General features: G+C 70.9%; 25 protein-coding genes. 12 read left to right on the forward strand and 13 right to left on the reverse strand.

From position 1 onward, the window contains the following. Positions 1-70: 70 nt before the first annotated feature. Together ABEG18_RS02495 and ABEG18_RS02500 are read left to right on the forward strand one after the other, a co-directional pair. Positions 71-865 carry a DUF2076 domain-containing protein gene (locus ABEG18_RS02495; protein WP_406856519.1) on the forward strand — a complete coding sequence of 265 codons (795 nt, stop codon included), beginning with the start codon at positions 71-73 and terminating at the stop codon, positions 863-865. A gap of 12 nt (positions 866-877) precedes the next feature. Beyond that, positions 878-1,654, forward strand: a complete 777-nt coding sequence (locus ABEG18_RS02500) for an LOG family protein (protein ID WP_406856520.1) — start codon at positions 878-880, stop codon at positions 1,652-1,654. Positions 1,655-1,658: 4 nt separating this feature from the next. Here the strand turns inward: ABEG18_RS02500 and ABEG18_RS02505 are convergent, their stop codons facing one another. Next, entirely contained in the window at positions 1,659-2,411 is a 753-nt protein-coding gene (locus tag ABEG18_RS02505; protein WP_406856521.1) for a L,D-transpeptidase, read from the reverse strand. A gap of 260 nt (positions 2,412-2,671) precedes the next feature. Between ABEG18_RS02505 and ABEG18_RS02510 the strand changes: the two genes are divergently transcribed. From ABEG18_RS02510 to ABEG18_RS02520, 3 genes are all read left to right on the forward strand, one after another. Then, complete coding sequence (locus tag ABEG18_RS02510) at positions 2,672-3,295, forward strand: hypothetical protein (RefSeq protein ID WP_406856522.1); 624 nt, start codon at positions 2,672-2,674, stop codon at positions 3,293-3,295. A gap of 64 nt (positions 3,296-3,359) precedes the next feature. Beyond that, a complete protein-coding gene (locus ABEG18_RS02515) occupies positions 3,360-3,881 on the forward strand; it encodes an N-acetyltransferase family protein (protein ID WP_406856523.1) in 522 nt (173 codons plus the stop codon). After that, positions 3,878-4,774, forward strand: coding sequence for a DMT family transporter (locus tag ABEG18_RS02520; protein WP_406856524.1), 897 nt, complete (start codon positions 3,878-3,880; stop codon positions 4,772-4,774). Before ABEG18_RS02515 ends, ABEG18_RS02520 begins: the two co-directional genes overlap by 4 nt. On the opposite strand, the gene ABEG18_RS02525 is transcribed toward ABEG18_RS02520, so the two are convergent. Then, positions 4,749-6,194, reverse strand: a complete 1,446-nt coding sequence (locus ABEG18_RS02525) for a lipopolysaccharide biosynthesis protein (RefSeq protein ID WP_406856525.1) — start codon at positions 6,192-6,194, stop codon at positions 4,749-4,751. The two genes, ABEG18_RS02520 and ABEG18_RS02525, sit on opposite strands and share 26 nt — an antisense overlap. 246 nt (positions 6,195-6,440) lie before the next feature. Here ABEG18_RS02525 and groES point away from each other — a divergent pair, with 246 nt between their 5' ends. Next, positions 6,441-6,728 carry a co-chaperone GroES gene (gene groES / locus ABEG18_RS02530; RefSeq protein ID WP_406856526.1) on the forward strand — a complete coding sequence of 96 codons (288 nt, stop codon included), beginning with the start codon at positions 6,441-6,443 and terminating at the stop codon, positions 6,726-6,728. Between the two features lie 53 nt (positions 6,729-6,781). Continuing rightward, positions 6,782-8,419 (forward strand): chaperonin GroEL, encoded by a 1,638-nt coding sequence (gene groL, locus ABEG18_RS02535; RefSeq protein WP_406856527.1) that lies wholly within the window; start codon positions 6,782-6,784, stop codon positions 8,417-8,419. 107 nt (positions 8,420-8,526) lie between these two features. On the opposite strand, the gene ABEG18_RS02540 is transcribed toward groL, so the two are convergent. Continuing rightward, on the reverse strand, positions 8,527-9,405 hold the full coding sequence (locus tag ABEG18_RS02540; RefSeq protein ID WP_406856528.1) for a TIGR01459 family HAD-type hydrolase: 879 nt from the start codon (positions 9,403-9,405) through the stop codon (positions 8,527-8,529). Positions 9,406-9,538: 133 nt separating this feature from the next. Then, positions 9,539-11,311 carry an EAL domain-containing protein gene (locus ABEG18_RS02545; protein WP_406856529.1) on the reverse strand — a complete coding sequence of 591 codons (1,773 nt, stop codon included), beginning with the start codon at positions 11,309-11,311 and terminating at the stop codon, positions 9,539-9,541. A 296-nt stretch (positions 11,312-11,607) separates the two neighbouring features. Between ABEG18_RS02545 and ABEG18_RS02550 the strand changes: the two genes are divergently transcribed. The 3 genes from ABEG18_RS02550 (at position 11,608) to ABEG18_RS02560 (ending at position 16,345) form a co-directional block, all read left to right on the forward strand. Next, positions 11,608-11,826 (forward strand): heavy-metal-associated domain-containing protein, encoded by a 219-nt coding sequence (locus ABEG18_RS02550; protein WP_406856530.1) that lies wholly within the window; start codon positions 11,608-11,610, stop codon positions 11,824-11,826. A gap of 157 nt (positions 11,827-11,983) precedes the next feature. After that, positions 11,984-13,333 (forward strand): aspartate aminotransferase family protein, encoded by a 1,350-nt coding sequence (locus ABEG18_RS02555; protein WP_406856531.1) that lies wholly within the window; start codon positions 11,984-11,986, stop codon positions 13,331-13,333. 900 nt (positions 13,334-14,233) lie between these two features. After that, on the forward strand, positions 14,234-16,345 hold the full coding sequence (locus ABEG18_RS02560) for an ABC transporter ATP-binding protein/permease (RefSeq protein WP_406858518.1): 2,112 nt from the start codon (positions 14,234-14,236) through the stop codon (positions 16,343-16,345). Positions 16,346-16,415: 70 nt separating this feature from the next. Here the strand turns inward: ABEG18_RS02560 and ABEG18_RS02565 are convergent, their stop codons facing one another. The 9 genes from ABEG18_RS02565 to ABEG18_RS02605 form a co-directional block, all read right to left on the reverse strand. Next, positions 16,416-16,913 (reverse strand): META domain-containing protein, encoded by a 498-nt coding sequence (locus ABEG18_RS02565; protein WP_406856532.1) that lies wholly within the window; start codon positions 16,911-16,913, stop codon positions 16,416-16,418. 97 nt (positions 16,914-17,010) lie between these two features. After that, positions 17,011-18,006: an ATP phosphoribosyltransferase gene (gene hisG / locus ABEG18_RS02570; protein ID WP_406856533.1), complete on the reverse strand. Its 996-nt coding sequence runs from the start codon at positions 18,004-18,006 to the stop codon at positions 17,011-17,013. Next, positions 18,003-19,145 (reverse strand): ATP phosphoribosyltransferase regulatory subunit, encoded by a 1,143-nt coding sequence (locus tag ABEG18_RS02575; protein ID WP_406856534.1) that lies wholly within the window; start codon positions 19,143-19,145, stop codon positions 18,003-18,005. Before ABEG18_RS02575 ends, hisG begins: the two co-directional genes overlap by 4 nt. Before the next feature lie 128 nt (positions 19,146-19,273). Further along, positions 19,274-20,422, reverse strand: a complete 1,149-nt coding sequence (locus ABEG18_RS02580; protein ID WP_406856535.1) for an NAD-dependent epimerase/dehydratase family protein — start codon at positions 20,420-20,422, stop codon at positions 19,274-19,276. Next, positions 20,410-21,354, reverse strand: coding sequence for a glycosyltransferase (locus ABEG18_RS02585; RefSeq protein WP_406856536.1), 945 nt, complete (start codon positions 21,352-21,354; stop codon positions 20,410-20,412). Before ABEG18_RS02585 ends, ABEG18_RS02580 begins: the two co-directional genes overlap by 13 nt. Then, positions 21,351-21,725, reverse strand: coding sequence for a hypothetical protein (locus tag ABEG18_RS02590; RefSeq protein ID WP_406856537.1), 375 nt, complete (start codon positions 21,723-21,725; stop codon positions 21,351-21,353). Before ABEG18_RS02590 ends, ABEG18_RS02585 begins: the two co-directional genes overlap by 4 nt. 55 nt (positions 21,726-21,780) lie before the next feature. Continuing rightward, positions 21,781-23,280 carry a histidine--tRNA ligase gene (gene hisS / locus ABEG18_RS02595; RefSeq protein ID WP_406856538.1) on the reverse strand — a complete coding sequence of 500 codons (1,500 nt, stop codon included), beginning with the start codon at positions 23,278-23,280 and terminating at the stop codon, positions 21,781-21,783. Between the two features lie 90 nt (positions 23,281-23,370). Continuing rightward, complete coding sequence (locus ABEG18_RS02600) at positions 23,371-23,997, reverse strand: hypothetical protein (RefSeq protein WP_406856539.1); 627 nt, start codon at positions 23,995-23,997, stop codon at positions 23,371-23,373. Positions 23,998-24,064: 67 nt separating this feature from the next. After that, positions 24,065-24,448 carry a response regulator gene (locus tag ABEG18_RS02605; RefSeq protein WP_406856540.1) on the reverse strand — a complete coding sequence of 128 codons (384 nt, stop codon included), beginning with the start codon at positions 24,446-24,448 and terminating at the stop codon, positions 24,065-24,067. 244 nt (positions 24,449-24,692) lie between these two features. On the opposite strand from ABEG18_RS02605, the gene ABEG18_RS02610 reads away from it, so the two are divergent. Further along, a complete protein-coding gene (locus tag ABEG18_RS02610) occupies positions 24,693-25,151 on the forward strand; it encodes a MaoC family dehydratase (RefSeq protein WP_406856541.1) in 459 nt (152 codons plus the stop codon). Between the two features lie 84 nt (positions 25,152-25,235). Beyond that, entirely contained in the window at positions 25,236-26,264 is a 1,029-nt protein-coding gene (locus tag ABEG18_RS02615) for a bifunctional riboflavin kinase/FAD synthetase (protein WP_406856542.1), read from the forward strand. Positions 26,265-26,387: the final 123 nt, after the last annotated feature.

Consider the following 26,387-nt stretch of genomic DNA (forward strand, 5'->3'; position numbering starts at 1 on the left):
TGTCACGGGCCGCGCCTCGTGGCGGGTGCGGCCCCGTGACCGGGTTCCCGGCCACCAGACGAGGATCGACATGAGCCCCGAAGAACGCCAGCTGCTCACGAATTTGTTCGAACGCATCAAGGGCGCCGCCAACACGCCCCGCGACAAGGAAGCCGAGGCTTTCATCACCGACGCGGTGCGGCAGCAGCCCTATGCGACCTATCTCCTCTCACAAACCGTCATCGTGCAGGAAGAGGCCCTGAAGGCGGCCGCCAGCCGGATCCAGGAACTCGAGGCCCAGGTCGCGGAGCGCGAGCAGGGGTCGACCAGCTTCCTGGGCGGGATCGGCAAGTCCATCTTCGGCGGCGGCGAACCCGGCCGCGCCCAGCCCGGCCGCACGCCCAGCGGCGTTCCGAGCTGGGGTCCCGGCGCCCAGCAGGCCGCCCCGGCGCAGCCCGCCCCCGGCCCGTGGGGCCAGGCGCAGCCGCAATACCAGCCCCAGCCGCAATACCCGCCCCAGCAGGGGCAGGGCGGCGGCGGCATGTTCGGCGGGGGCCAGCCTCAGGGCGGCGGCTTCCTGCGCAGCGCCATGACGACCGCGGCCGGCGTCGCCGGCGGCGCGCTCCTGTTCCAGGGCGTGTCGTCGCTCTTCAACTCGCATCACGGCGCGAGCGGCCTGTTCGGCGGCCAGGGCGCGACCGACCCGGCGGCGCTCGCCGGCGGAGCGGGCGGCCTCAGCAACGACGCGCTGTTCGGCCCGGCCGGCGACCCGACCTCGGTGAGCTCGGCGGCGGCCTTCGACGACAATGTCGATGACGGCGGCGGCTTCGTCGACGACGCCAGCTTCGACGACAGCGGGTCGGACGACGGCGACAGCTGGGCCTGATAGCCTCGTCGGGTGACCGATTCGCCTGACAACAGCGCCCAGAAGGCGTCCGCCGCGTATCGCCTGCCGGCTCTGGACCAGGAGTTCCTGCTCGGCGACTCGATGCGCGGCGTCCGCTTTCTCCTCGAATACGCCAAGGCCGAGGAGAGGCTCCGCGACTGGGGCGTCCGATCCACCATCGTGGTGTTCGGCTCGGCCCGGGCCGGCCCCGATCCGGCGGCCTCGCCGCTCGGGGCGAACGGCGCGCGCTGGTACGAGGAGGCCCGCCGTTTCGGCATGATCGCCTCCCAGCGCGGCGGCGCCCTGCTGCACAATGGCGGGCTGCGCGACAACGTCATCGCCACGGGCGGCGGCCCCGGCGTGATGGAGGCCGCCAACCGGGGCGCCGGCGACGCCGGCGCGCCCTCCATCGGCTTCAACATCACGCTGCCGCACGAGCAGGATCCGAACGCCTACTCGACCCCCGAGCTCACCTTCCGCTTCCACTATTTCGCGATGCGCAAGATGCATCTGGCGATGCGCGCCAACGGGCTGGTGGTGTTCCCGGGCGGCTTCGGCACCATGGACGAGCTGTTCGAGATGCTGACGCTGCGCCAGACCGGCAAGGCGCCGCGCATCCCGATCGTGCTGGTGGACCGCGCCTACTGGACCAAGGTGGTGAACTTCGACGCGCTCGCGGACGCCGGCATGGTGCGCCGTGAGGACCTCTCGATCTTCGGCTTCGCCGACGACGCGGAGGCGGTCTGGGCCAGCCTCGTGGAACGGGGCCTGCCGCTGCCGGGGCCGTGAGGGCTCAGATCACGATCACCTTCGTGCCCACCCGCACGCGGCTGTAGAGATCCTCCACGTCCTCGTTGCGCAGGCGGATGCAGCCCGACGACACGTTCTGCCCGATGGTGTTGGGCTCGTTGGTGCCGTGGATCCGGTACAGGGTCGACCCCAGATACATCGCCCGCGCGCCCAGCGGGTTGTCGGGGCCGCCCTCCATGTGGGCGGGCAGGTCCGGCCGCCGCTTCAGCATTTCGGGCGGAGGGGTCCAGCCGGGCCACTCGGCCTTGCGGGTGATCGTCTTCACGCCCGCCCAGGTGAAGCCGGGGCGCCCGACGCCGATGCCGTAGCGCAGCGCCTTGCCGCCGCCCTGCACCAGGTAGAGGAACTTGTTGGGCGAATCGATCACGATCGTGCCGGCGGCGTGCGGGCCGTCATACTCCACCACCTGCCGCTCGAAGCGGGGGGCGAAGCCGCGCTCGATGCGGCCCATCGGCTCGGGCGGGCCGCCCTGCGGCAGCGACGCGTAGCGCGGCGCCGTCATGGGCTGCGGCGCCGGCCACTGGGCGGGCGGCACGCCGAGCGGCGCGCCGGGCGTCGGGATCGGCGCCGCTGCGCGCGGCGACGGGTCCCGCCCGGTCATCAGCATCTCGATGAAACCACCGCCCAGATTGCCTCGCCCATAGGGCTGCGCCTGCGCGGCGCCCGGCAGCGTCGCCGCGCCGAGCAGGAGGGTCAGAAGCAGCGAATTCTTCGCCGATGCTTGTCTCGAAATCATCGATGCGGCCCCAGGTCGATCATGGGCCGAAGATCGTGCCGTTAACATCAATATCGCCTGAAGAAGCATCCTTAACGGATTGCGCGAGGCTTTTCTGAAAACTGTCACCGCAAACATGGTTTACGGCGCGCTTCGTCCCGGCGACCGGATCAGCAAGTCGTTAACCTTGTCGCCTGATGAAGCGGATCCATCGTCTTTGACGTAAATCATCCTTCATGCCCTGGCGTGAGACTGCGGGTTGACCCCAGGAGCCCCGAGCCTTGCCGCGTTCATCCAGACCCTACCGCTTCGAAACGCTCGGCCGGACCGAGCCGCGGCGCTCGCGGCTGGGTCTCCCGCCCGCTGCCGCCCGGGAGGGCGAAGGCGGCGACTCTCGCGCCGAGCGCAGCCCGGGCAGTCCCTTCGGCCCCGCCCAGGGCCATCAGGCGGCTGCCGCGGCCGTGGTGCAGGCCGGCGCGGGGCTCGACCGCGCCTCGGCCGAACTCACCGCGGTGATCAACGACGTCGGGCGCGGCGTGCACGCCATCCTGGGCGTCTGCGAGGACCTGGACGCGGCCATTCACCGCCTCAAGGCGGAAGGCGCCCTGGCGCCCGAAGCGGCCGAACAGCTCTCCGAGAAGGTCGTGCTGCTGTTCCAGGCCTGCGACTTTCAGGATCTCTCCGGCCAGCGCCTCACCAATGTGCGCGGTCTCCTGCAGGAGCTCGACCGGCGCATCGCGACCTGGCGCTTCGGCGCGGGCCCCGAGGCGCAGGCGCTCGCGGCGGCCCGGCCCCGCATCCCCGGCTGGAGCGGCGCGCAGTCGACGGACCTGGAGAACGGCCCGCGCCTGCAGTCCGACGAAGGGCACCTGACGCAGGCCGAGGTCGACCGCCTGTTGTCGTGACGCGCTTCACGGGCCCGGCCGGCCATGCGACAAGGGCCGCCCAGCAACGGACCCCGCAGCCGCCATGACCTCCGCACCCGACATCCTCATCCGCCCCGCCGTCGATGCGGACGGACCGGCGCTGGCCGATCTCATCCGCGCCGTCTTCGCCGAATATGAGGACTGCCCCTTCGTGCCGGAGGAGTTTCCCGAACTCGCCGCGCCGGCCAGCGCCTTCGCGGCGCGGAACGGCGCGATGTGGGTGGCCGAGCGCGGCGGCGCCGTGGTCGGCTCGCTGGCCATCGCGCCGAACCAGGATCCCGGCGTCTTTGAACTCTTCAAGGTCTATGTCGCCGGCCCGGAGCGCGGCGGCGGGCTTTCCGCCCGGCTGCTGGAGCGCGCGATCGCCTTCGCGCGCGCCGGGGGAGGGCGGCGCATCGCGCTGTGGTCCGACAGCCGGTTCACCCGCGGCCACGCCTTCTACCTGAAGCACGGCTTCCGGCGCGTCGCCGGCATCCGCGCGCTGCACGACGCCGGCGTCACGCTGGAGTTCGGCTTCGCCCGCGATCTGGGCCCCGGGCCGGCCCTGGCCGCGCGGGCGTCATGAAGCCGGCGCTGCGGCACGACCTCTCCTCCGCGCCGATCTGGATGGCGATGGCGGGCGCGATCCTGCTCACCATCATGGACGCCATCATGAAGGGGCTGTCGGACCGCTTCGCCACGATCGACCTCGTGGCCGGGCGCTACGTCTTCGGCGTCGTCTGGTCCGTCCCGCTGGCCGTCGTCGTGCGCCCGCCCTGGCCGGGGGCCGCCATGCTGCGCGCCCACCTGCTCCGCACCCTGGTGGTCGTGCTCACGGCGCTCTGCTTCTTCTACTCGCTCTCGGTGCTGTCGCTCGTCGAGGCCGTGGTGTTCAGCTATCTCGCGCCCGTGTTCATGGCGCTGCTCGGGCGCGTCATGCTGGGCGAGAAGGTGGCCCCGGCCGTCGCGCTCGCCATCGCGGTCTCCTTTGCGGGCGTGCTGGTGATCGCCGCCGGCAAGGGCCTAGGCGTCTCCACGCTGGGGCGGGACCTGTGGGGCGTGGCGGCGGCGCTCGCGGCGGCGCTGTTCTATGCGCTCGCCATGGTGATGCTGCGGGCGCGCACCTCGAGCGACCATCTGGTCGGCATCGTCGCCCTGCAGAACCTCATCGCGATGGCCTATGTGCTGCCTTTCTCGCTGGCGCTCGGCGACCCCGGCGCGCTGGTCGCGGCGCATTGGCCCTGGCTGCTGGCCGCGGGCTTCCTCGGCACGTTCGGGCATCTGTGCTATGCGGGCGCGTTCAAGCGCGCGCCGGCCGCAAAGGTCGGCACGGTCGAATACACCAACTTCATCTGGGCCTCGGCGATCGGCTACATCGCCTTCCGGGAGTTGCCCACCTGGTCGGCGGCCGCCGGCGCCGCGCTGATCGTGCTGGGCTCGCTGATCCTGTTCGTCAAGCGACGGCCCGCCCCGGCCTGACGGCGATCCGCCGGATAGCCCGCAGCAGGCGGCGGCTGCCGCCGGCGTCGAAGGCCAGCAGGACGGCGCCGTACACCGCCGCGCCCAGGCCCGCCATGGCGGCCAGGTCGAGCCCGGGCGAAAGGCGTCCCTTCGCCGCCCCGATGGCCAGCGCCATCGCGAGCGTCGCGACCGCGATGCCCAGGACCTCGCCGCCGCGGGGAAACATGCGCCGGCTCGTCCGCAACGCCATCGTCAGCAGCAGGCCGCATCCCGCCGCCATGCCGGCGCTGAAGGCGACCGCATAGCCGAGCGTCCCCAAGGGCCGGGACAGCGCGGCCCCGGCCGCGAGATTGACGGCCAGCGACACGGCCGCCGGGACCACCAGCGGCAGCGTGCGCCCCGAGATCTGGAACACCGGCGTGAGCGCGAACGCCATCGCGCCCCAGCAGGCGAGGCCGGGCGCGAGCGCCAGGCTCAGCGTCGCGAAGGGTCCGCGGAAGGACGGCGGCGCGAACACCGCCTCGAATTCCGGCAACAGGACGGCGTAGCCCACCAGCAGCGGCGCGAGCACGGCGAGGATCAGGGCCATGTTGCGCGCCGCCTGCCGCTCCGCCCGGCGCAATCCGCGCGTGGCGTGCGCCTGCACGGCGCGCTGGAGCAGCAGCAGGTCCAGCGCCGTCCCGGAAAACGCCACCACCCTGACGCTGATGTCGTAGGCGAGCGCGAACTGGCCCGCCTCCGCCGATCCGAACTGGGCCGCGATGGCGGCGCGGTTGGCGAAGGCCTGCAGCATGGCGACCGTGCCGGCGGCGACCAGCGGCAGGCCGTAGCGGGCGTAGCTGCGGGCCAGCGCATGATCGGGTCTCCCCGCCGGCGCATCGGGATCGCGCAGCCGGGCGGCCCCGAACGTCGCCGCGCCGGCAAGGGCGGCCACTCCGGCCGCGAGGGTCCAGCCCGCATCGCCGGTGGCGGCCGCCGTGGTTCCGACCACCGCCAGCGCCAGCGCGTTGCGCAAGACGACCAGCAGGGCGTACTCGCCCGTCCGCCACAGCGCCCGCGCCAGCGCGCCGAAATAGTCGAGCGTCGTCCCCAGCAGGGCCAGCAGCACGGCGAGGCCGGCCAACACCCCGCCTGTCCACGCCCCGGCGAGGCCCGCCGCGCCGCACAGGCCAGCCCCCGCCGCCGCGACGGCGCCGACGCACAGGAGCAGGCGGTCCAGGGTGGCCCTGACGTCGGGGGTATCGGTCCGCGCCCGATCGGAGTAAAAGCGGGTCGCCGCGTGCCGGATCCAGTCCAGCGCGGGGATCGTGACGGTCGCCGCGCCCGCGATGGCGACGGCGTAGACCCCGAACGCCTCCGGGCCCAGCAATCGGGCCACGAGGAGGCCGAGGGCGAAGTTCGCCACGGCGTTGAGAACAAAACTGGCGATCACCGCCATGGCGCCAAAGTCCGGTCGGCTCCGCGCGACGCGCGCGTTTCGGGCCACCCTAGTCCGCCGCGGTTAACCAATGGGCTGCGCCGGACCGCAGCTGCGACGTTCTCGCTTCGGTTCGTCTTGACAGGTTCGCCTGGGCCTCTTATCTCCACAACGGCCCGGTTGGCACTCCTCCTGTGAGAGTGCTAACAGGCCTCCCATTTCGTGCCAGCTTCAGCGCCCCGTGCGCGTCGCCGAGAGGATATCACCATGAAGTTCCGTCCCCTGCACGACCGCGTCGTCGTCCGCCGCCTCGAGTCGGAGGAGAAGACCAAGGGCGGCATCATCATTCCCGACTCCGCCAAGGAGAAGCCCCAGGAGGGCGAGATCGTGGCGGCTGGTCCCGGCGCCCGTGACGAGAGCGGCAAGCTCGTCGCCCTCGACGTGAAGGCCGGCGACCGCGTGCTGTTCGGCAAGTGGTCCGGCACCGAGGTCAAGATCGACGGTCAGGACCTCCTGATCATGAAGGAGTCCGACATCATGGGCGTCGTCGCCTGATCGGACTGCCTCTACCCGCCCTTTCCTGAATCCCATTCAAGGAGCATGACGTCATGGCTGCCAAAGACGTACGCTTTTCCTCTGACGCCCGCGAGAAGATGCTGCGCGGCGTGGACATCCTCGCCAACGCCGTGAAGGTGACGCTCGGTCCCAAGGGCCGCAACGTCGTCATCGAGAAGAGCTTCGGCGCTCCCCGCATCACCAAGGACGGCGTCACCGTCGCCAAGGAGATCGAGCTCGAGGACAAGTTCGAGAACATGGGCGCCCAGATGGTGCGCGAAGTGGCCTCGAAGACCAACGACATCGCCGGCGACGGCACGACGACCGCGACCGTGCTGGCGCAGTCGATCGTCAAGGAAGGCGCCAAGGCCGTCGCGGCCGGCATGAACCCGATGGACCTGAAGCGCGGCGTCGATCTCGCCGTGACCGCGGCCCTCGAGGACATCAAGAACCGCGCCCGCAAGGTCGCGTCCTCCGCCGAGGTCGCCCAGGTCGGCACCATCTCGGCCAACGGCGACACCGCCATCGGCGAGATGATCGCCCAGGCGATGCAGAAGGTCGGCAATGAGGGCGTGATCACGGTCGAGGAGGCCAAGACGGCCGAGACCGAGCTCGACGTCGTCGAGGGCATGCAGTTCGACCGCGGCTACCTCTCCCCGTACTTCATCACGAATGCGGAGAAGATGGTCGCCGAGCTCGAGGACCCCTACATCCTCATCCACGAGAAGAAGCTGTCGTCGCTCCAGGCGATGCTGCCGATCCTCGAGGCCGTGGTCCAGACCGGCAAGCCGCTCCTCATCATCGCCGAGGACATCGAGGGCGAGGCTCTCGCCACCCTCGTGGTCAACAAGCTGCGCGGCGGCCTCAAGGTCGCGGCCGTGAAGGCTCCGGGCTTCGGCGACCGCCGCAAGGCGATGCTGGAGGACATCTCGATCCTCACCGCCGGCCAGATGATCGCCGAGGACCTCGGCATCAAGCTGGAGTCGGTCACCCTCAACATGCTGGGCCGCGCCAAGCGGGTCCGCATCGAGAAGGAGAACACCACGATCGTCGACGGCGCCGGCGAGCGCTCCGACATCGAGGCGCGCGTCAACCAGATCAAGGCGCAGATCGAGGAGACCACCTCCGACTACGACCGTGAGAAGCTCCAGGAGCGCCTGGCCAAGCTCGCGGGCGGCGTCGCGGTGATCCGCGTCGGCGGCGCGACCGAGGTCGAGGTGAAGGAGAAGAAGGACCGCGTGGACGACGCGCTCAACGCCACCCGCGCTGCGGTGGAAGAGGGCATCGTTCCCGGCGGCGGCACCGCGCTGCTGCGCGCCAAGGGCGCCGTCTCCAAGCTGAAGTCCGACAACCCGGACGTCCAGGCCGGCATCAACATCGTGATGAAGGCCCTCGAGGCGCCCCTGCGCCAGATCGTCGAGAACGCTGGCGTCGAAGGCTCCATCGTGGTCGGCAAGATTGGCGAGAACCCGTCCGAGACCTTCGGCTTCAACGCCCAGACCGAGAAGTACGTGGACATGCTCGAGGCCGGCATCGTCGATCCGGCGAAGGTCGTCCGCACGGCTCTCCAGGACGCCGCTTCGGTCGCCGGCCTGCTGATCACGACCGAGGCGATGGTCGCCGAGATCCCGAAGGACAAGCCCTCCATGCCCATGGGCGGCGGCGGCGGCATGGGCGGCATGGACTTCTAAGTCGTCCATCCGCTCGGTTCTCCGAGACCAGAAACGAAAAGGGCGTCCGAAAGGGCGCCCTTTTTGCGTTGCGAGCCGTGAACCGCCGAACCCGGCGAACCGGCGGCCTACCAGACGAGCTTGTCGATGGCCGCAGTCGGCCGCACGGGCGCGCTGGAGAGCAGCTTCGCCAGCCCCTCCTCGTGCAGCGGCCGGTCGGCGATGCCCAGCTCGTGCGTGTGGATTCCGCGCGCCACGAACAGCGAGGCGCAGCCGATGAGATGCGCGCCGGCCACGTCCGTGCGCAGCGCGTCGCCGATGGCCAGGACGCGGCTCTCCGGCGTCCGCTCGCGCCGCAGCGACGCCGCGACGCCCAGGGCCGCCTCGTAGATCGGGCCGTGCGGCTTGCCGGCGTAGACCGCCTCGCCGCCGAGCGCCTGGTAGGCGTCGGCCAGCGCGCCGGCGCAATAGACCAGCTCCCCGCCGCGCTCCACCACGAGGTCCGGGTTGGCGCACAGGAAGGTCATGCTGCGCGCGCGGGCCTCGGCCAGCATGCCGGCGTAGTGCTCCGGGGTCTCGTACTCGTCGTGCAGCAGCCCGGTGCACACCAGCAGGGAGGCTTCTTCGAAGGCGACCCGCTTGGCCGCCAGCCCTTCGAACAGAGGCTCGTCACGGTCCGGGCCCAGCCAGACATACGGCTCGTCGGCGCGCTCCTCCAGCATCGCCCGCGTCACGTCGCCGGAGGTCACCGCCCCGTCCCACGCCCAGCGCGGCACGCCGAGCTGGTCCAGATGCGGCACGACCGAGATGGCCGGCCGCGGCGCGTTGGAGACCAGCACCACCGTGCCGCCGCCCTGGCGGAACCGCCGCAGCGCGTCGGCGGCGCCCGGATGGGCGGTCAGCCCGTCATGCAGCACTCCCCAGATGTCGCACAGGATCACGTCGAACTGGTCGATCCAGTCGCGGACGCCGGTCAGGATGGGGGTCGAGCGGGTCGATAGGGTCATGGATCACCGGCTGGCGCCGCCTGGCGCAGCGCATCCGGGGACGGACGGGCGGGCGGGCGATTGCGTGACGCCGATCGCGTCAGGTCGGCGGCTATAGGGCGGGCGGGCCCGAGTCAAGGCGCGCCCCGGCGCCTCAAGCGCCGTTGGAGCGGGTCAGGAAGGCGCGCAGCGACTGGCGCATCTCGTCCACGTCGCTTGCGGCAGGGCGGGGCGGCGCCGCCGGGCTGGTCGGCGCCAGCGCGCCGTCGGCCCGCCGCGCCGGCGCGGCTGCGATCGCGTTGCCGGCCGCCGGCGGCGCGGAGGGCGTGCGCGCCGCGGGAGCGCCCGGGGCGGCGGACGGCGTCGGCCCGAGCCTCGCGGCTGCCTGGGTCAGGGCGCGGTCCCCTGTCGCGAGCGGGGCGGGCGAGCCCGCCGGCGCGCGCGCCGGCCCGGAGGCCGCCGCCGCGATGCGCGCCCGCGCGGTCGTCGGCGGGGCCGGGGAGGCGGCGGGCGCAGGCGCGGCGGCCGGGGCCGGCTCGGGCGGCTGGCCGGCCAGCACCTCGGCGCGGACGGGCCGCGGCCCGCCGAAGAGCTCGCCCTTGCCGAGCGTCACGCCGAAATCGGCGAGCTCGGCCATGGTCGATTCCGCGTCGATGTCCTCGACGATCAGGGTCAGCCCATGGCGCGCCATGAGCCCGGCGAGGTCGGCCGGATGGATGTCCGTCGCGATCGAACCCTCGGCCGCCTCGATCAGCAGCCAGGCCGGCGCGCTCGCATAGCGGAAGCCGCGGTCGAACAGCGCGCGGCTGTCGAGGCCGAAATGGTCGAGCCCGTGGGCCGCGAAGCGGAAACCGAGCGCCCGGATGGCGTCCAGACCCTCGCCGTCCAGCGCTCCGGGAGCCGGCATGTCGTGCACGCCCAACTGGAACAGGAGCCTGCCCACGAGGTCCGGCTCGGTCCACTTCAGCTCCTTCAGCGCGCGGTAGACCTGCGGGTCGACCAGCGCCTGCGGGCTCAGCGCGCACAGGATGGGCGCGTCGCGGTTCCGGCCCAGCAGGTGCCGGGCGATCTTGGCGATGGTGGCGAGAAGGAACGCGTCGAGCCGCCCGGCGAGCTCGCGCTGCTCGGCCTGGGTCAGCCCGAGGGCCGCCAGATCGGCGGCGGGCCGCCGCATCAGATCCATGACCTGCGGCGCGGCGACGGCGCGCCCATCGGCCAGCCGAACCCGCAGATGCGCCTCGTAGAGGCTCACCTTGCGGCTGGGCAGGGCCACGATGGGCTGCAGTTGCAGCTCGACGCCGTCCTGCATGATGGCGCGGGCGACCAGGGCCGCATCCCCCGCCGACAGGCCGGCCGGCCGCTCCGGCTCGCGGGCGTCGGGCGTGGCGAAGGCGGGAGGGTCGGCCGGGGCCCATGCCGCAGGCTCCGGCGCCGGGGACGCGTCCGCCCAGGCGCTTGCTTGCGCCCGCTGCGAGGCTTCCGCCCGGACGGGGACGGGGGCCTGCGGCCGGGGCGGGTCGGCCTTGGCGAACAGCTCGGCGTCGTGCATCGCCACCGTCTGGGCGAGGTCGCGCACCACCGATCCCACGAGGTCGAGCTCCGACGCCACGGCGTTCACCGTCTTGCGGCTGTACTCCACCATGGCGGTGTCGAGGACCGCCAGGCGGTCGCCCATGCCGGCGAACTCCTCGCGAAGCTGCGCCAGTTGCGCCTCCAGCGCTTCGACCTTGGCCCGGGCCTGCGCATCGAGCGCCCCGCCGCGCCGCCACTGCGCCGCCGCCATGAGGAGCGCCACCGACGACGCCATCCCGGCCAGGGCCGCATAGGGCCACGCCACGCCCAGCCCCGCCCACGCCGTCACGGCGACCGCGAGCGAGACGGCCACGACAGCGCCGAAGATGGCGAGAGGTTCGAGCCTGTCCTTCACGGGATGCGGGTCTTCACGTCTGGCTCGGCTTCATGTTTCGGTTCAACGGCCGCCGGCTTGGCGACGCGCAAGTCGCGCGAATCGCCCTGCGGCGCCCCGGCCGATCTTGCATGGCGGGAGAGTGTCGCATCGGGTCGCCTCGGGAAAGCCGTTTTCCCAGGGATAGCCGCGTCATGCCCGGCTTTTTTGAGGCTCCGGGCGCCCCCGCCGGGTCCGCCTCCTTGGCCGCGCGCCCTGGCGCGCCTATCTGGAGGGGATCCGCCGTGACTGCGCGGCGATCGCATGAGGAGCCGAGAATGAGCGAAGGCGCGCCCGAAGTCGTGCTGGCCGTGCAGGGGATGACCTGCGGCGGCTGCGCCAATGCGGTCACCCGCGTGGTCAAGAAGATCGATCCCGGGGCCGAGGTGTCGGTCGACCTCGCCAATGCGCGCGTCAACGCCCGCACGAGCGCCGATGCGCACGGCCTCGCCGAGGCGATCACCAAGGCCGGCTACGAGGCCGTCCCGCTGGCGTGACGGCCGGGAGCCTGCGGCTCGCACAATCTTCGAAAACGCTGCGGCGACGCGCCGCAGTTTCGCATCCGCCTCGCCTGCGGCTGCTTTCGCCCGGCTGGAGGCCCTGATACGGTTCCGTGCAGAATTCGGCATCTCGCCCGACCGTTCGGAGGCTCCGTTGTCACTCGCTCACGATCACCTGTCCGGCCGCGACGCCGCTCCGAACGACCTTGACGCCTTCTGGTTGCCCTTCACGGCCAACCGCTCCTTCAAGCAGAACCCGCGCATGATCGCGGGCGCGAAGGACATGCACTACATCACCCCCGAGGGCCGCAAGATCCTGGACGGCGTCGCCGGCCTGTGGTGCTGCAACGCCGGCCATGGCCGCCAGCCCATCGTGGAGGCCATCCAGAAGCAGGCGGCCGAGCTCGATTTCGCGCCCACCTTCCAGTTCGGTCACCCCAAGGCCTTCCAGCTCGCCTCGCGCATCGCCGCGCTGGCGCCGGCCGACCTCGACCACGTGTTCTTCGCCAATTCGGGCTCGGAAGCGGTCGACACCGCGCTCAAGATCGCGCTCGCCTACTGGAACGTGAAGGGCCAGGGCTCGCGCACCCGCCTGATCGGCCGCGAGCGCGGCTACCACGGCGTCGGCTTCGGCGGCATCTCGGTGGGCGGCATCGTCAACAACCGCAAGTTCTTCGGCTCGCTGCTGGCCGGCGTCGACCACCTGCCGCACACCTACAATCGCCAGGAACAGGCCTTCACCAAGGGCGAGCCCGAATGGGGCGCGCATCTGGCGGACGACCTGGAGCGCATCGTCACCCTGCACGACGCGTCCACCATCGCGGCCGTGATCGTGGAGCCGATGGCGGGCTCCACCGGCGTGCTGCCGCCGCCGAAGGGCTACCTGAAGCGCCTGCGCGAGATCTGCGACAAGCACGGCATCCTGCTGATCTTCGACGAGGTGATCTCGGGCTTCGGGCGCCTGGGCTGCGCCTTCGCGGCCGAGCGCTACGGCGTCGTGCCGGACATGATCACCTTCGCCAAGGCGGTGAATAGCGGCACCGTGCCGATGGGCGGCGTGATCGCCCGCAAGGGCATCTACGACGCCTTCATGAACGGGCCCGACAACGCCATCGAGCTCTTCCACGGCTACACCTATTCGGGCCACCCGCTGGCGGCCGCCGCCGGCCTCGCCACGCTCGACCTTTATCGCGACGAGAACCTGTTCGAGCGCTCCAAGGCCATGGAGCCGAAGTGGATCGACGCGATCATGACCCTGAAGGGCCTGCCCAACGTGCTCGACATCCGGGCCGTCGGCATGGTCGGCGCCATCGACCTCGCCTCGCGCCCCGATGCGGTCGGCAAGCGCGCCTTTGAGGCCATGGACCGGGCGTTCCGGGACCACGACCTGATGATCCGCATCACCGGCGAGACCATCGCGGTGACGCCGCCGCTGATCATCTCCGAGGACCAGATCGGCGAACTCGTCGACAAGCTCGGCAAGGTGATCCGCGCCGTCGCGTAGCGCCCCTCACCCCGTTCCGGGGCGAGGGGGCCGGCTGCGGCGCTTCCCACACACCTCGCCTTCGTCATCCCCGGCGCGCCGAAGGCGCGGGAAGGGGATCCAGAAAGGCCGGGCGAAGGGCGCCCTCGTCCCAACCCTCCTGGATCCCCTTCCCGGCGCTGCGCGCCGCCGGGGATAACGGTTGACAAGCGGATAAAATTCCTATAACCCTGTCCATGCTCCGGTCCACGGAGGGACGTCTGCAGCGTGACGGATGTGGATCGGGGGCGGCGGCCGTCGAAGCCGGGCTCACGACCCGGTCGAGGCGGCGGATGGAACCGAAGGTCCGACCAGCGAAGCGCGAAGGGGCTGAAAGCGCCCCGGGACCGGCTCTTCTATCCTTCAAACGCTGCGCGCGGAGCGGCGGGGCCTGGCGGCCTCCCGGCTTCCACTCTACCCACCCCACTCGCCGTGGGGTCTCCAGCGACGCCGCTCCGCGCCGCCCTCCACCTCCGGGCCGAAAGGCCGCGGAGATAAACGCGCGTGCCCTTCTCCCCGGCGCGGGGGGAACGCAGCCCGCAGCGCCGGATGAGGGGATACCCGCCACCCCTCACCCCCACCCTCTCCCCGTTCCGGGGCGAGGGGGCCGGCTGCGACCCTTCCCAAACCCTCCGTCATCCCCGGCGCGCCGAAGGCGCGGGAAGGGGATCCAGAAAAGCCGGGCGAAGAGCGCCTCGCCCAACCTCCTGGATGCCCTTCCCGGCGCTCCGCGCCGCCGGGGATGACGGGCCTTCTCGAGCGCGGAGGAGGGCGAGGACCGCTCCCGCGTCTCGGCCGCTTCGGTTCGCCGGCGCGTCGTGCTAAGCCTTCGCGCCGTTTGCGACGGCGGGCGATGCGTCCGCGATGGGAGACCGACCCTTGATGCAAGGATCCAAGCTGAAGCCGCTCGCCGCGGCCGTCCTGGCCGGCGCCGTCGTGGCGGCGATCTTCGGAGCGGTCAGGGACGACCGCGTCGCCCTCGGACTGGCCTTCGTAGGGCTGCTGCTGGCGGGCGCGACCTGGCGGTCGGCGGCCATCTCGGTGTTCCTGCGCATCTTCGTGTCGATCTTCGCGGTGGAGTACATCGTCACCGGCGCGATCGTGCTGCTGGTCCGCGGCCGGCTCTGGCCGGAAGCGATGGCGGACCTCGCCGTGCCGTCCAGCCTGCCGGTGACGGTCGGCGTCTTCGGGGTGATCGTCTACCTCGCCTCGCACCTGCATGTGATCCGCACCATCACCCGCATCGCGGACCTCTATTTCGAGACGCGCGAGGTCGGCGTGGCCCGGATCTGGCCCTTCGGCGCGTTCCAGGTGAAGGAGAGCCGCCTCGCCGCGGTCGCCATCGTGTTCCTCGTGGTCGTCAACCAGGCGCAGGTCGGCATTTCGGTGCGCTTGTCCTTCTTCAACCGCGACTGGTTCAACGCCATCCAGGAGAAGAACGCCGCCGCGTTCTGGTCGCTGCTGTTCACCGTCTTCCTGCTCTGGGTGGCGATCTACATCGCCAGCGCCATCGTCGAATATGTCGTCCAGTCCGGCCTCACCATCCGCTGGCGCCGCTGGCTGACCGACCGCTTCGTCACCGAGTGGCTGGGCGACCACCGCCACTACCGCATGACGCTGGCCAATATCGGCGCCGACAACCCGGACCAGCGCATCGCGGTCGACATCGACCGCTTCATCGATTCCACCTACAGCTTCTCCATCCGGCTTCTCGCGACCGTGAGCTCGCTGGTGTCGTTCTCCATCATCCTGTGGACGATCTCGGCCGATTTCACCATCCCCGGCACCGAGGTGGTCATTCCAGGCTTCCTGTTCTGGGTGGCGCTGATCTACGCCGGCGTCGGCACGCTCATCACCCACCTGATCGGCCGCACGCTGGTGCCGCTCAACTTCACCCAGCAGCGCTACGAGGCCGATTTCCGCTTCTCGCTCGCCCGGCTGCGGGAATATTCCGAGCAGGTGGCCCTCTTGGACGGCGAGCGCGCCGAGCGCGGCATCGTCATGGGCCGGTTCGGCTCGGTGCTGGCCAATTTCTGGCAGATCGTCGGCGTGCGCAAACGCCTGCTCGCCTTCACGGCGTCCTATGGCCAGATCAGCCCGATCATCCCCTATGTGATCGCCGCGCCGTTCTACTTCGCCGGCAAGATCCAGCTCGGCCAGATGAGCCAGACCGCCGGCGCCTTCGGCAATGTCGAGGGAGCGCTCAACTTCTTCGTCAGCTACTATGTCAGCCTGGCGGAGTACAAATCCGTCATCGACCGGCTGACCACGTTCAACGTGGCGCTCGAATCGGCCGGCCAGCTCGGCCACAAGCCGCCCCGCGTCGAACTCGCCCAGAAGGCCGGCGCGACCGAGGTGCATGTCGACGGGCTCGATCTCGCGCTGCCGGACGGCCGCACCATCGTGAAGGTGGACCGCCTGGCGCTGCGGCCGCACGAGGCGACGCTGCTGACCGGCCCGTCCGGGTCCGGCAAGTCGACGCTGCTGCGCGCCATCTCGGGCATCTGGCCCTATGGCGACGGCCGCGTGGTCGTGCCCGAGGGGCAGAGCGTGATGCTGCTGCCGCAGCGCCCCTATATCCCGATGGGCACGCTGCGCGCCGCCGTCACCTACCCGGCCATCAGCGGCGCCTTCACGGACGCCGAGATCCGCGAGGCGCTGACGGCGGCGAGGCTGCCGGCGCTTGTCGACCGCCTCGACGACGAGGACATCTGGCCCCAGCGCCTCTCGGGCGGCGAGCAGCAGCGGGTCGCCATCGCCCGGGCCCTGCTGGCCAAGCCCGACTGGCTGTTCCTCGACGAGGCCACCTCGGCGCTGGACGAACTCGGCGAGGCGGCGCTCTACCGCACGCTGGCCGAGCGCCTGCCCCGGACCACGGTGGTGTCCATCGGCCACCGCTCGACGCTCCTCGCCATGCACCAGCGCCACCTCGCGATGGCGCCGGCGGGCGACGTGTTCACGCCCGAAGAGGTGGCCCAGAAGGCGACGGCCTAGCGTCCCCGCAGGCGAGACGAGGCGAGGCGGGGAGGGGAGCGGCGGCCGGACGCCTCCGCCCCGCTCGGGCTCAGATCGAGCGCTGGAAGCGCAACTCGCCGCGCTGGCTCTGGATGATCAGGTAGCCGTCCTTGGTGTCCCACAGCTGGGACGTGCGGAAGGCGAGCAGGAACGACCGCTCGAACTCCATCACGCTCTTGTCGCAGGCCTTCTTGGTGGCGGCGATCGGGCCGACGGCGAAATGCTGCTGCTGCAGCGGATAGGCGGTGGCCGAGAAGGTGTTGCAGCCGCCGAAGCCGCGCGCCCGGAACTGGCCGTCGAGGCTGATGGTCGGCCGCTCGCCGCCGCTGACGTTTTTGCCGCCGATGCTGACGAGCGTCCACTGCACGTCGGTCGGGAAGGTCTTCTGCGGCTTGGGGACGATCACGCCTCCCTCCTGCGGGGGAGCGGGCCGGCCGCCCTTTTGCTGCGCCATCGCCGCGCCATGGCTCGCCACGAGGGCGGCGAGCCCTGCGGCTGCGAAGCCCATGAGGGAGAAGGACTGGGCGGACGGCGAACGACGACGCATGATGGACGACCCCTGCTGGAACGGCGGCGGAGCATAGTCACGTCGCCAGCCGCCCGCAATGGCGGCCGGACGGACCGTCGCCCGTCGGCGCCGCGGATCAGGCCGGGCCGATGCGCCGCTCCAGCCGCTCCACCAGCGCGTTGGAGGCGCGGAACACGTAGTCGTTGGGGCGCACGGCGACGCGGCTCGCGCCGAGGCCGACCAGCCACTCCGACAGGCTGAAGATCTGCGAGGCCGGGCATTGCAGCGCCGCCACGCCCGCGGCCTCGTCCCGCTGCAGCACGCGCGCCGCGAACCGCTCGGCCGCCTCGCCGGACACCGCGGCGAGCGCCGCAGGCGGCAGGCTCGCCACGACCTCGCGGCTGGTGCGCGCCTCCTCCTCGGCCGCGATGCGGGCCAGGATGGCGCGGGCCGCCCGCCGGGCGCGGTCTCCCCAGGGCGCCGCCGAGGACGCGACCAGATTGGCCTCGCTCTTCAGCATGACGCCGTCGTCGATGACCTTCAGGGCGTTCGCCGCCAGGGTGGCCCCGGTGGTGGTGATGTCGACGATGAGCTCGGCCGCGCCGGAGGCCGGCGCCCCCTCGGTCGCCCCCAGGCTCTCCACGATGCGGTAGTCGCCGATCCCGTGCTGGGCGAAGAAGGCCCGGGTCAGGTTCACATATTTGGTCGCGACCCGCATCTTGTGGCCGTGCCGGGTGCGGAACACCGAGGCGACGTCCTCCAGGTCCGCCATCCGGCGCACGTCGATCCAGGCCTGCGGCACCGCGACGACCACATTGGCCGCGCCGAAGCCGAGCGGGGTCAAGAGCTCCAGCCGCTGGTCCGCGTCCGGGATGGATTCCCGGATCAGGTCCTCGCCGGTGATGCCCAGATGGGCGCCGCCCTGGGCCAGCTCCCGGGCGATCTCCGACGCCGACAGGAACAGCACCTCCACGTCCGGGACGCCCGCGATGACGCCGCGATAGTCGCGGGCGCCGCGCCCCTGCGACAAGGGCAGGCCGGCGCGCTTGAAGAAACCGAAGGCGTTCTCCTGCAGCCGCCCCTTGGAGGGCACGGCCAGGATCAAGGGGGCGTCCGCCGCCGCGCCGCTCATAATGTCGCTCCTGCGAGGCGGTCGAGCCAGATGGAGCATCCCACCGCCGGGATCGGGTGCGAGGCGCCGAGCGTCTGGATCAGCCCGTCATAGCGGCCTCCGCCGACCACGGGCTTGACGTCCGCGCCGGGTCCGCCGGCCCTGCGCCGTCCGTCGCGGATCTCGAAGACCACGCCGGTGTAATAGTCGAGGTTGCGCCCGAAGGCGGCCGAGAACGCCAGGGTGGTCACGTCGACCCCGCGCGCCGCGATGAAGCCGGTGCGGGCGTCGAAGGCGTCGAGCACGCGCGACAGATCGAGCCGCGCTTCGGCCGCCAGCGCCCGCATCTGGGCCGAGGCGGCGTCCGGATCGCCCGCGATCGCGGCGAAGCGGCGCAGCACCGCGACCGCCTCCGGGCTGACGCCGCCCTCGGCGTCCGCCTCGGCGCGGGCCAGGAAGCGCTCGGCGATCTCCGCCGCGCTGCGGCCGCCCACGGTCGAGATGCCGGCGATGTTCAGCACGTCCTCCACGAAGGCGCGGGCCGCCCGCGGATCCTGCCCCTGGACGGCGCGCAGGAGCCCGGCGTGCTCGCCGCCCGCGCCCGTCGCCGGGCCGCCCATGTCGGCCGCCAGCGCCGCCGCCAGCTGGCCCTGCGCGTAGGCCCGCCGGAGCTGCCGCACGCGGACCGGCGGCAAGGCGAGCCCGTCCAGGAGGGCGGTGAAGAGGCCGACGTCGCCGAGCCGAATCTCCGGCTGGGAGAGCCCCATGGCCAGCACGGCCTCATGCGCCAGCGCCAGGACCTCGGCGTCGGCGGCCTCGATGTCGGGCCGGCCGTAGGATTCGATGCCGGCCTGCCAGAACTCGCCGCTCTCGCCGGCGCGCAGCCGGAACACCGGGCCGCCATAGGAGAGCGCCGCCGGCTCCGCCGCCCCCGGCGAGGCGAGGTAGGCCCGCGCCACCGGGATCGTGTATTCGGGCCGCAGCGCCCATTCGCGCCCCGCCGCGTCCGTGGTGACGAACATGCGGGCCCTGATGTCCTCGCCCGAGAGGTCCAGGAACACGTCGGCCGGCTGCAGCACCGGCGGCTCGACCCGGCCATATCCGGCGGCTGCGAACTGCGCCGCGAGGGCGTCGGCCAAGTCCTGAGGCGTGCGGTCCATGTCCCTGTCCTGCGCGGGCTTTCGGCGTTCCCATAGCAGGAGCGCCGGCCCCGCGCGACCCCGTTCGGTCGCAAGGGTGAACGCTTGCCTCGGCGCCAGGCTCGTTGGGCGGATCGCCCCGGCGAGCGCTAGCGCCAGCGCGTTGCGGGCCGGATCGTGGAAAGGTCGATCTGGGACGCATGGGGCGCGATGGCGCGCAGCATGGTCTCCACGAACTCCGGGGTCAGCAACCGGGGTGTCAGTCCCAGCGCCTTCAGGCCGTCCGCAACGGGGTTATAGTAGTGCTCCGCCGCCTCTGAACGGGGATTGGCCAGGCGTTCCGTCGTGGTCCGCAGGCCCAACCGCCCGGCGCTGTCCGCGACCAAGTCCGCCAGTTCGGCGATCGAGAACACCTGCGTGAATTGGTTGAACACGCGGTACTCGCCGGGCCGAGCGGGATGTCGGGCCGCAATCTCGATGCAGTCGAGCACGTCGCAGATATTGATGAAACCGCGTTTCTGGGCGCCCGCCCCATAGATCGTCAGCGGCGATTCGGCCGCCGCCTGGACGCAGAAGCGGTTCAGGGCGGTGCCGAAGATCGCGTCGTAATGAAAGCTCCCGCCCTGCTCGGACTCGGGTCCCGTTTCGACGGTCTCGATCCCGTAGACCACGCCCTGGTTCAGGTCGGTGGCCGCGAGCCCCCAGGCCGCACAGGCGAAGCGCATGTTGTGGCTGTCATGAACCTTGGACAGGTGATAGAAACTCCCCGGCTGAGACGGGAAGGGCAGACGATCACGCCGGCCCTTGTGTTCGATGTCGATGAAGCCTTCCTCGATGTCGATGTTCGGCGTGCCGTACTGGCCCATGGTGCCGAGCTTGATCAGGTGCGCCTGCGGGCAGGCCTCTCGCATTCCCCAGAGCAGGTTCAGAGTTCCGACGAGGTTGTTGGTCTGCGTCAGAACGGCTCGTTCGACGCTCATCATCGAAAAGGGCGCGGATGGCTGCTCGGCGAAGTGGACGATGGCGTCAGGACGCCAACGGCGCAGCACCTGCGCCAGGGCGGGATAGTCGCACAGGTCGCAAACGACGGTCTCGACCGGCGCACCGCCCGCGTCGCGCCATCGCGCCGCGCGCTCTCTGAAATCCAAAGTCGGGAAGAGCGGAAGGGCGCCGACCTCCTGCTCCCAGCGGCGCTTCACGCCGCTGTCCAGCGCCAGCACGTCATCGCCCCGAACGGAGAAACGCAGCGCGGTGGGCCATCCCAGATAGCCGTCAGCCCCGAGGATCAGGACGCGCAAGCGATCGCTCCGGCTTTGGGCCTTCGGGCCAGCGGACGCCCGATCTGGTCGCGCAGGTCGAATTTTTCGACGAACCACTGGAAATCGAATTTGAGCCTGGACTTCAGAAAGGCGCGGCGGGACCAGACGTCGCTCTCAGCCACCAGCGCCAGCGCCTTGCGAAAATGGCGCGGATATTTGAGCGCGTAATACCGCACCATCTCCAGGCTCGCAGTGTCCGAGAGATAGCACAGACCGAAGCGCAAATTGTTATGGACGAGGTTCAGGCGCGCTCGGGCCAGGAACGCATCCCTGGCGCCCTCGCCCTTGAACCGATGCGTCACGCGCAGCTTCGGCGCACAGGCCACCTGCGCCCCGCTCAGCCAGGCTCGAACGCTGAACTCCGGCTCGGCCGCCCCATAGATGCGCATGCCCTCGTCATAGCCGCCGATCCGATCGAAGAGTGCGCGGGTCAGGCCGGTCGCGGCGGCGGACGCGATCTGGACGTCGTGTCCGACGGCCGGGGCCGCCGCGTTCCAAAACGTCCCCATGTGGGGCGTCACGAGACGGCAGCCATAGGCGGTGGCGCCGCTCTCCGCGTCCACGATCGAACCAGCCGCAATCCGGTCGCCGCCGGCCGCCTCCATCAGCGCGATATCCCAGCCGGCCTCCAGGCTGACATGCCCATCGGTGATCAGCAGCAGTTCGCCGCGCGAATGCGTCACGCCGAGGTTCCGCGCCTTCGGGACGCCGAGCCTGGTCTTTGACCGGACCACCCGAACGGGCACTCCGGAGGAGACCGGCGCGAGCGCCCTGCAGCAACCGTCCCGGGAGACGTCGTCCGCAATGACGATCTCGACGTCCGCTCCCGAACGTCGTCCCTCGACGATGGACTGGACTGTGCTCGCCAACCCGGGACCCTCGTTGCGGGCCGGAATGACGACGCTGATCATTTCACGGCTTTCTTGCCGGGCTCGAGCTTGAGGAAGCTTCTGAGATTCTCGGCGAAGTCCCTGTCCACCAGAGACCGCTCGAAGAGCTCGATGATGCGTTCCTTCTCGATCTGGTCGAGGCGGGTCGGCGGGTCGCCGCTGCCGTGGAACGATCCTTTCCGCGTCACCGTGATCGTGATCGGATTGGTGGTCTGCATCGGACCAAGGGGATTCTTCGGGAAGCGGATCAGGAGGTCGGCGCTCGACAAAGCCTGGATGTCTTTCGCCGACAGCGAATGCTTTTCAGCGAGTTTCTTGGGGTTATCGCGGAGGAGTTGCAAGTCGGCAGGATCACTGGCGATCTTACGAAGCAGGTCACGCAACTTCGGCATGGTCACCTCCACCTTCAGATGAACTGAAGGTAAAAGAAAAACCGGAGAATATCAATTAAACGTCGCCGTGGCGGGCCAGCACCTTGCGGACGGCGGCCACGATATCGGCCTCGGGCGCGGCGAACTGGGCCTCGTGCTGCTCCTTCAGATAGGCGGCGCGGTCGCCGCTCGCGCCGGCGATCTCGGCGCCGAGGATCAAATCCTTGACCTGGATCTCCCCGCGGGCCCGCTCGTCGGAGCCCTGGATGACCACGCAGGGGCTGCCCCGGCGGTCGGCGTATTTCATCTGGGCCTTCATGCCCGAGCCGCCGAGATAGAGCTCGGCGCGCACGCCGGCCTGGCGCAGCGTGGCGACGAGGCCCTGGTAGTGGGCGATCTGGTCGCGGTCCATCACCAGCACCACCACGGGGCCGCGCGCCGCCTTGTCCTCGACCTTGCCGAGGACCTTGAGCGCCGCCAGCAGCCGCGACACGCCGATGGAGAAGCCCGTCGCCGGCACGGGCTCGCCCCGGAAGCGCGCCACCAGGCCGTCATAGCGCCCGCCGCCCGCCACCGAGCCGAAGCGCACCGGGCGGCCGTCCTCGTCCTTCACCTCGAAGGTCAGCTCCGCCTCGTAGACCGGGCCGGTGTAGTATTCGAGACCGCGCACGACCGAAGGGTCGATGACCACCCGGCCGTCGTCATAGCCTCCGGCCGTCACCAGCGCGGCGATGTCGGCGAGCTCCGCGACGCCTTCCGCGCCCCGCGCGGCGTCGCCGACGACGTCCCGCAGCGCCGCGATCGTGTCGGCCGCCGCGCCGCGCGAGGCGGAGGTGAAGTCCAGCACCCGCGTGATCGCGTCCTCGGGCAGCCCCGCGCCCTTGGTGAAGTCGCCGCTCGGGTCCATGCGCCCCGGCCCCAGCAGGGCGCGCACGCCGTCGGGGCCCACCTTGTCCAGCTTGTCGATGGCGCGCAGCACCGTGAGGCGGCGCCCGGCGTTCTCGTCGCCGGCGAGGCCGATCGCCTCCAGCACGCCGTCCAGCACCTTGCGGTTGTTCACCCGCACCACATATTGGCCGCGCGGAACGCCAACCTTTTCCAGCGTGTCCGCCATCAGCATGGCGGCCTCCGCGTCGGCGGCCACCGAGGGCGCGCCCACCGTGTCGGCGTCGAACTGCATGAACTGGCGGAAGCGGCCCGGGCCGGGCTTCTCGTTGCGGAACACCCAGCCGCAGCGATAGCTGCGATAGGGCTTCGGCAGCGCGTCGAAGCGCTCCGCCACCGAGCGGGCCAGCGGCGCGGTGAGGTCGTAGCGCAGCGACAGCCACTGCTCGTCGTCGTCCTGGAAGGAGAACACGCCCTCGTTCGGGCGGTCCTGGTCGGGCAGGAACTTGCCCAGCGCCTCGGTGTATTCGACGAAGGGCGTCTCCACCGCCTCGAAGCCGTAGAGCTCGAAGGTCTCGCGGATCGCGCGCAGCATCTCGTCCGTGGCGGCGACGTCGGCCGGGCCGCGGTCAGCGAAGCCGCGCGGCAGCCGCGCTTTCACGCGTGCGGGTTTGTCGGAGGAATTGGACATGGTTGCGCCTGGTCACCGGAGAGCATCCGGGGCGTCCTAGAGCATTTTCGCCCGCAGCGGTATCCGCTCCGGCGAAAAACCGTCCCCGGCTCAGCGCCAGTCGACGTCGCTCCACTCCTCGAACATGTGGTCGATGGTCGTCTGGTCGTTGCCTTCGCCGGGCGCGGCCGGGCCGTCGGCGACCAGTTCGCCGGAGTCGGCGGGCGCATAGTCGACGAGGTTCGGGATCTCGCGCGTCCCCAGCTTGGAGGCGAGGCGCGACATGCGGCGCTCCAGCGTGTGCAGCGTGGACTGGATGCGGCGGGTGCGCTGGGTGGTCAGGTCCTGGAAGGCGCAGGCCAGGAAGATCGCCGTCATCTTCTCGGCGACGAAGGCCTGGTAGGCCGCCGGATCCAGATCCTTGGCGGCGATGACCTCCTCGGCGGCGCTCATGATCGCGTTGGCGGAGCGCTCCGCTCCCTCGATGATGTAGTCCGCCTCGCGGATGGCGGTCGGCAGGCGCTCCTTCGCGATCTCGTTGGCGCCGAGCTGCGCGATCTCCTTGCGCACGAAACGCAGGTAATCGGCCGCGGCGTTCAGCTCGCGGACCAGCGGGGCGCGCGTGCCGGCTGGCTCGCCGATCAGCGCCTCGAGCGGCCTCATCGGCCGGCCGGTCGGGCGGCCGCCGCGTCCGGGGGAGGCTGGCGCCGGGGTGGGCCGTGCTGCGCTGTCGCTCATGTCTGCTCTCGTGACGTCGACGGAGTGCGGGGCGCCGAGACTGGGGCCGTCGTCCTGGCCCGGGCGGTCAGAGCCCGCAAACGGCCTCGATCTTGGCTTTCAGGGTCTGGGCGTTGAACGGCTTCACGATATAGCTGCTCACGCCGGCCTTCTTGGCCGCGATCACGTTGTCGGTCTTGGATTCCGCCGTCACCATGATGAACGGCATATCCTTCAGGCTGTCGTCGGCGCGCACCGATTTCAACAGGTCGTAGCCGGTCATCGGCTCCATGTTCCAGTCGGAGATCACCAGGCCGTACTGGCGCTGCTTGAGCTTCGACATGGCCTGCTGGCCGTCGGCGGCGTCGTCGACGTCCTCGAAGCCGAGCTGCTTCAAGAGATTGCGGATGATGCGGATCATCGTCTGGTAGTCGTCCACCACCAGGATCGGCATCGACGTTTCGAGGCCCATGATTGGTCTCCCTGGAGCGCCTAATCGGTAAGACAGGCGTTCACAATTATCAGGTCCGGTGCGCCGGCTCCCTGGTTGAAATTACGCCAGTGCAACTTTCGATCGCGTTAACGGAGCCGCTCGGAGGCGACGAAGCTGAAAGTCGAATAGGCTGGGGCGCGGCTGCGTCCCTAGAGTGGAAGGAACGCCCGCCGCGTTCGCGCTTTCGCCCCCGAAGCGCCGTCCCTTCTCCCGGAAGCACGCCATGGCTCTGCGCACCTTCACGTTCGATGAACTCCAGGTCGGGATGCGCGAGACGCTCCTGCGCACCGTCATGGAGACCACCGTCAACCAGTTCGCCGAAGTCTCGGGCGACGTGAACCCGATCCACCTCTCCGACGACTATGCGGCGACGACCCGCTTCGGCCAGCGCATCGCGCACGGCATGTTCACCGCCAGCCTCATCTCGGCCGTGATCGGGACGCGCCTGCCGGGTCCCGGCGCGGTCTATCTCTCGCAGACGCTGCGCTTCCTCGCGCCGGTGCGCATCGGCGAGGTCGTGGCGGCCGTCGTCGAGGTCGCCGAGATGGTCGAGAAGGGCCGGCGGGTCCGCCTCGAATGCCACTGCCTCGTCGACGGCAAGCCGGTGCTGGAGGGCGAGGCCTGGGTGATGGTGCCCGGCGCGCGCCGCGCCGAAAGCGCCGGGACCGCCGCCGCCTATTGACCGGGCGGGGCCTGCACGCCAGTTTGCGCGCGCTTCCGGCGGGCGGTCCGCCGGCGAGAATCGCGCAACGCGCCCCGAGCCGACATGCCTGACGCGACCCCCGCCGCTCTTGGCTCCCCCGACCTTCGCGTCGCCGGCCCCCGCGCCTTCGCGGTGTCGCGCGGCGCGGCGCCTCCGCCCGCCGCCCTGGCCGGCGCCGTGGCGGCGATCGGCAATTTCGACGGCGTCCATCTCGGCCACCGCGCCGTCATCGGCCGCGCCGAAGCGCTGGCGCGATCGCTCGGCCGCCCGGCCTGCGTGCTCACCTTCGAGCCGCATCCGCGCGCCTATTTCCGGCCCGGCGAGCCGCTCTTCTCGCTCACCCCCGAGCCCGTGAAGCTGGCCCTGCTCGACCATTTCGGGCTGGACGGCGCGATCGTGGTCCCGTTCGACGCCGCCCTGGCGGCCACCTCGGCCCACGACTTCCTGGCGGACCTGCTGGTCGGGCGCCTCGGGCTTTCGGGCGTCGTCGCCGGCTACGACTTCCATTTCGGCCATGACCGCGAAGGAACGCCCGCCTTCCTGTTGGAGCATGGGCGCGCGCTGGGCCTCGCCGTCGAGATCGTGGAGCGGCTCGCCCTGCAGGGCGGCCCGGTGTCCTCGACGGCGGTCAGGCGGGCCCTGCAGGAGGGCGACGTCGAGCAGGCGGCGCGGCTGCTGGGCTATCGCTGGGTGGTGCGCTCCACGGTCCAGCACGGCGACAAGCGGGGCCGGACGCTGGGCTATCCGACCGCCAATCTGCGCATGACGCCCGGCTTCGGGCTGCGCCACGGGATCTACGCGGTGCGGATCGCGCTGGACGGCGTCGTCCATGACGGCGTCGCCAGCTATGGCCGCCGCCCCACCTTCGACGACGGCGCGCCGTTGCTGGAGGTTCACCTGTTCGACTTTTCAGGCGACCTCTATGGCGGGACGGCCGACGTGGAGTTCGCCGCCTGGATCCGGGGCGAGGAGAAGTTCGCGTCCGCCGACGCCCTGATCGCCCGCATGGACCAGGACAGCGCCGAGGCCCGCGCCGCGCTGGCGCGGGCTCAGGATGTCCCAGCCCCCTCCGTGCTGCCGCTGCGGCCTTGAGGCGGAAACCGTCGGCGGGCCTTTCTTCCCGCCGCCTGCGCTGCTAGAACGCGGCCCATGACCGCTGCTGCGCTTGGCGCGCGCCATTCGGCGCCGATGATCCGAATTATCGGCCCGGCCCTC

The sequence above is a fragment of the Alsobacter sp. KACC 23698 genome (assembly GCF_045348435.1).
In the GTDB taxonomy this organism is placed as follows: domain Bacteria; phylum Pseudomonadota; class Alphaproteobacteria; order Rhizobiales; family Beijerinckiaceae; genus Alsobacter.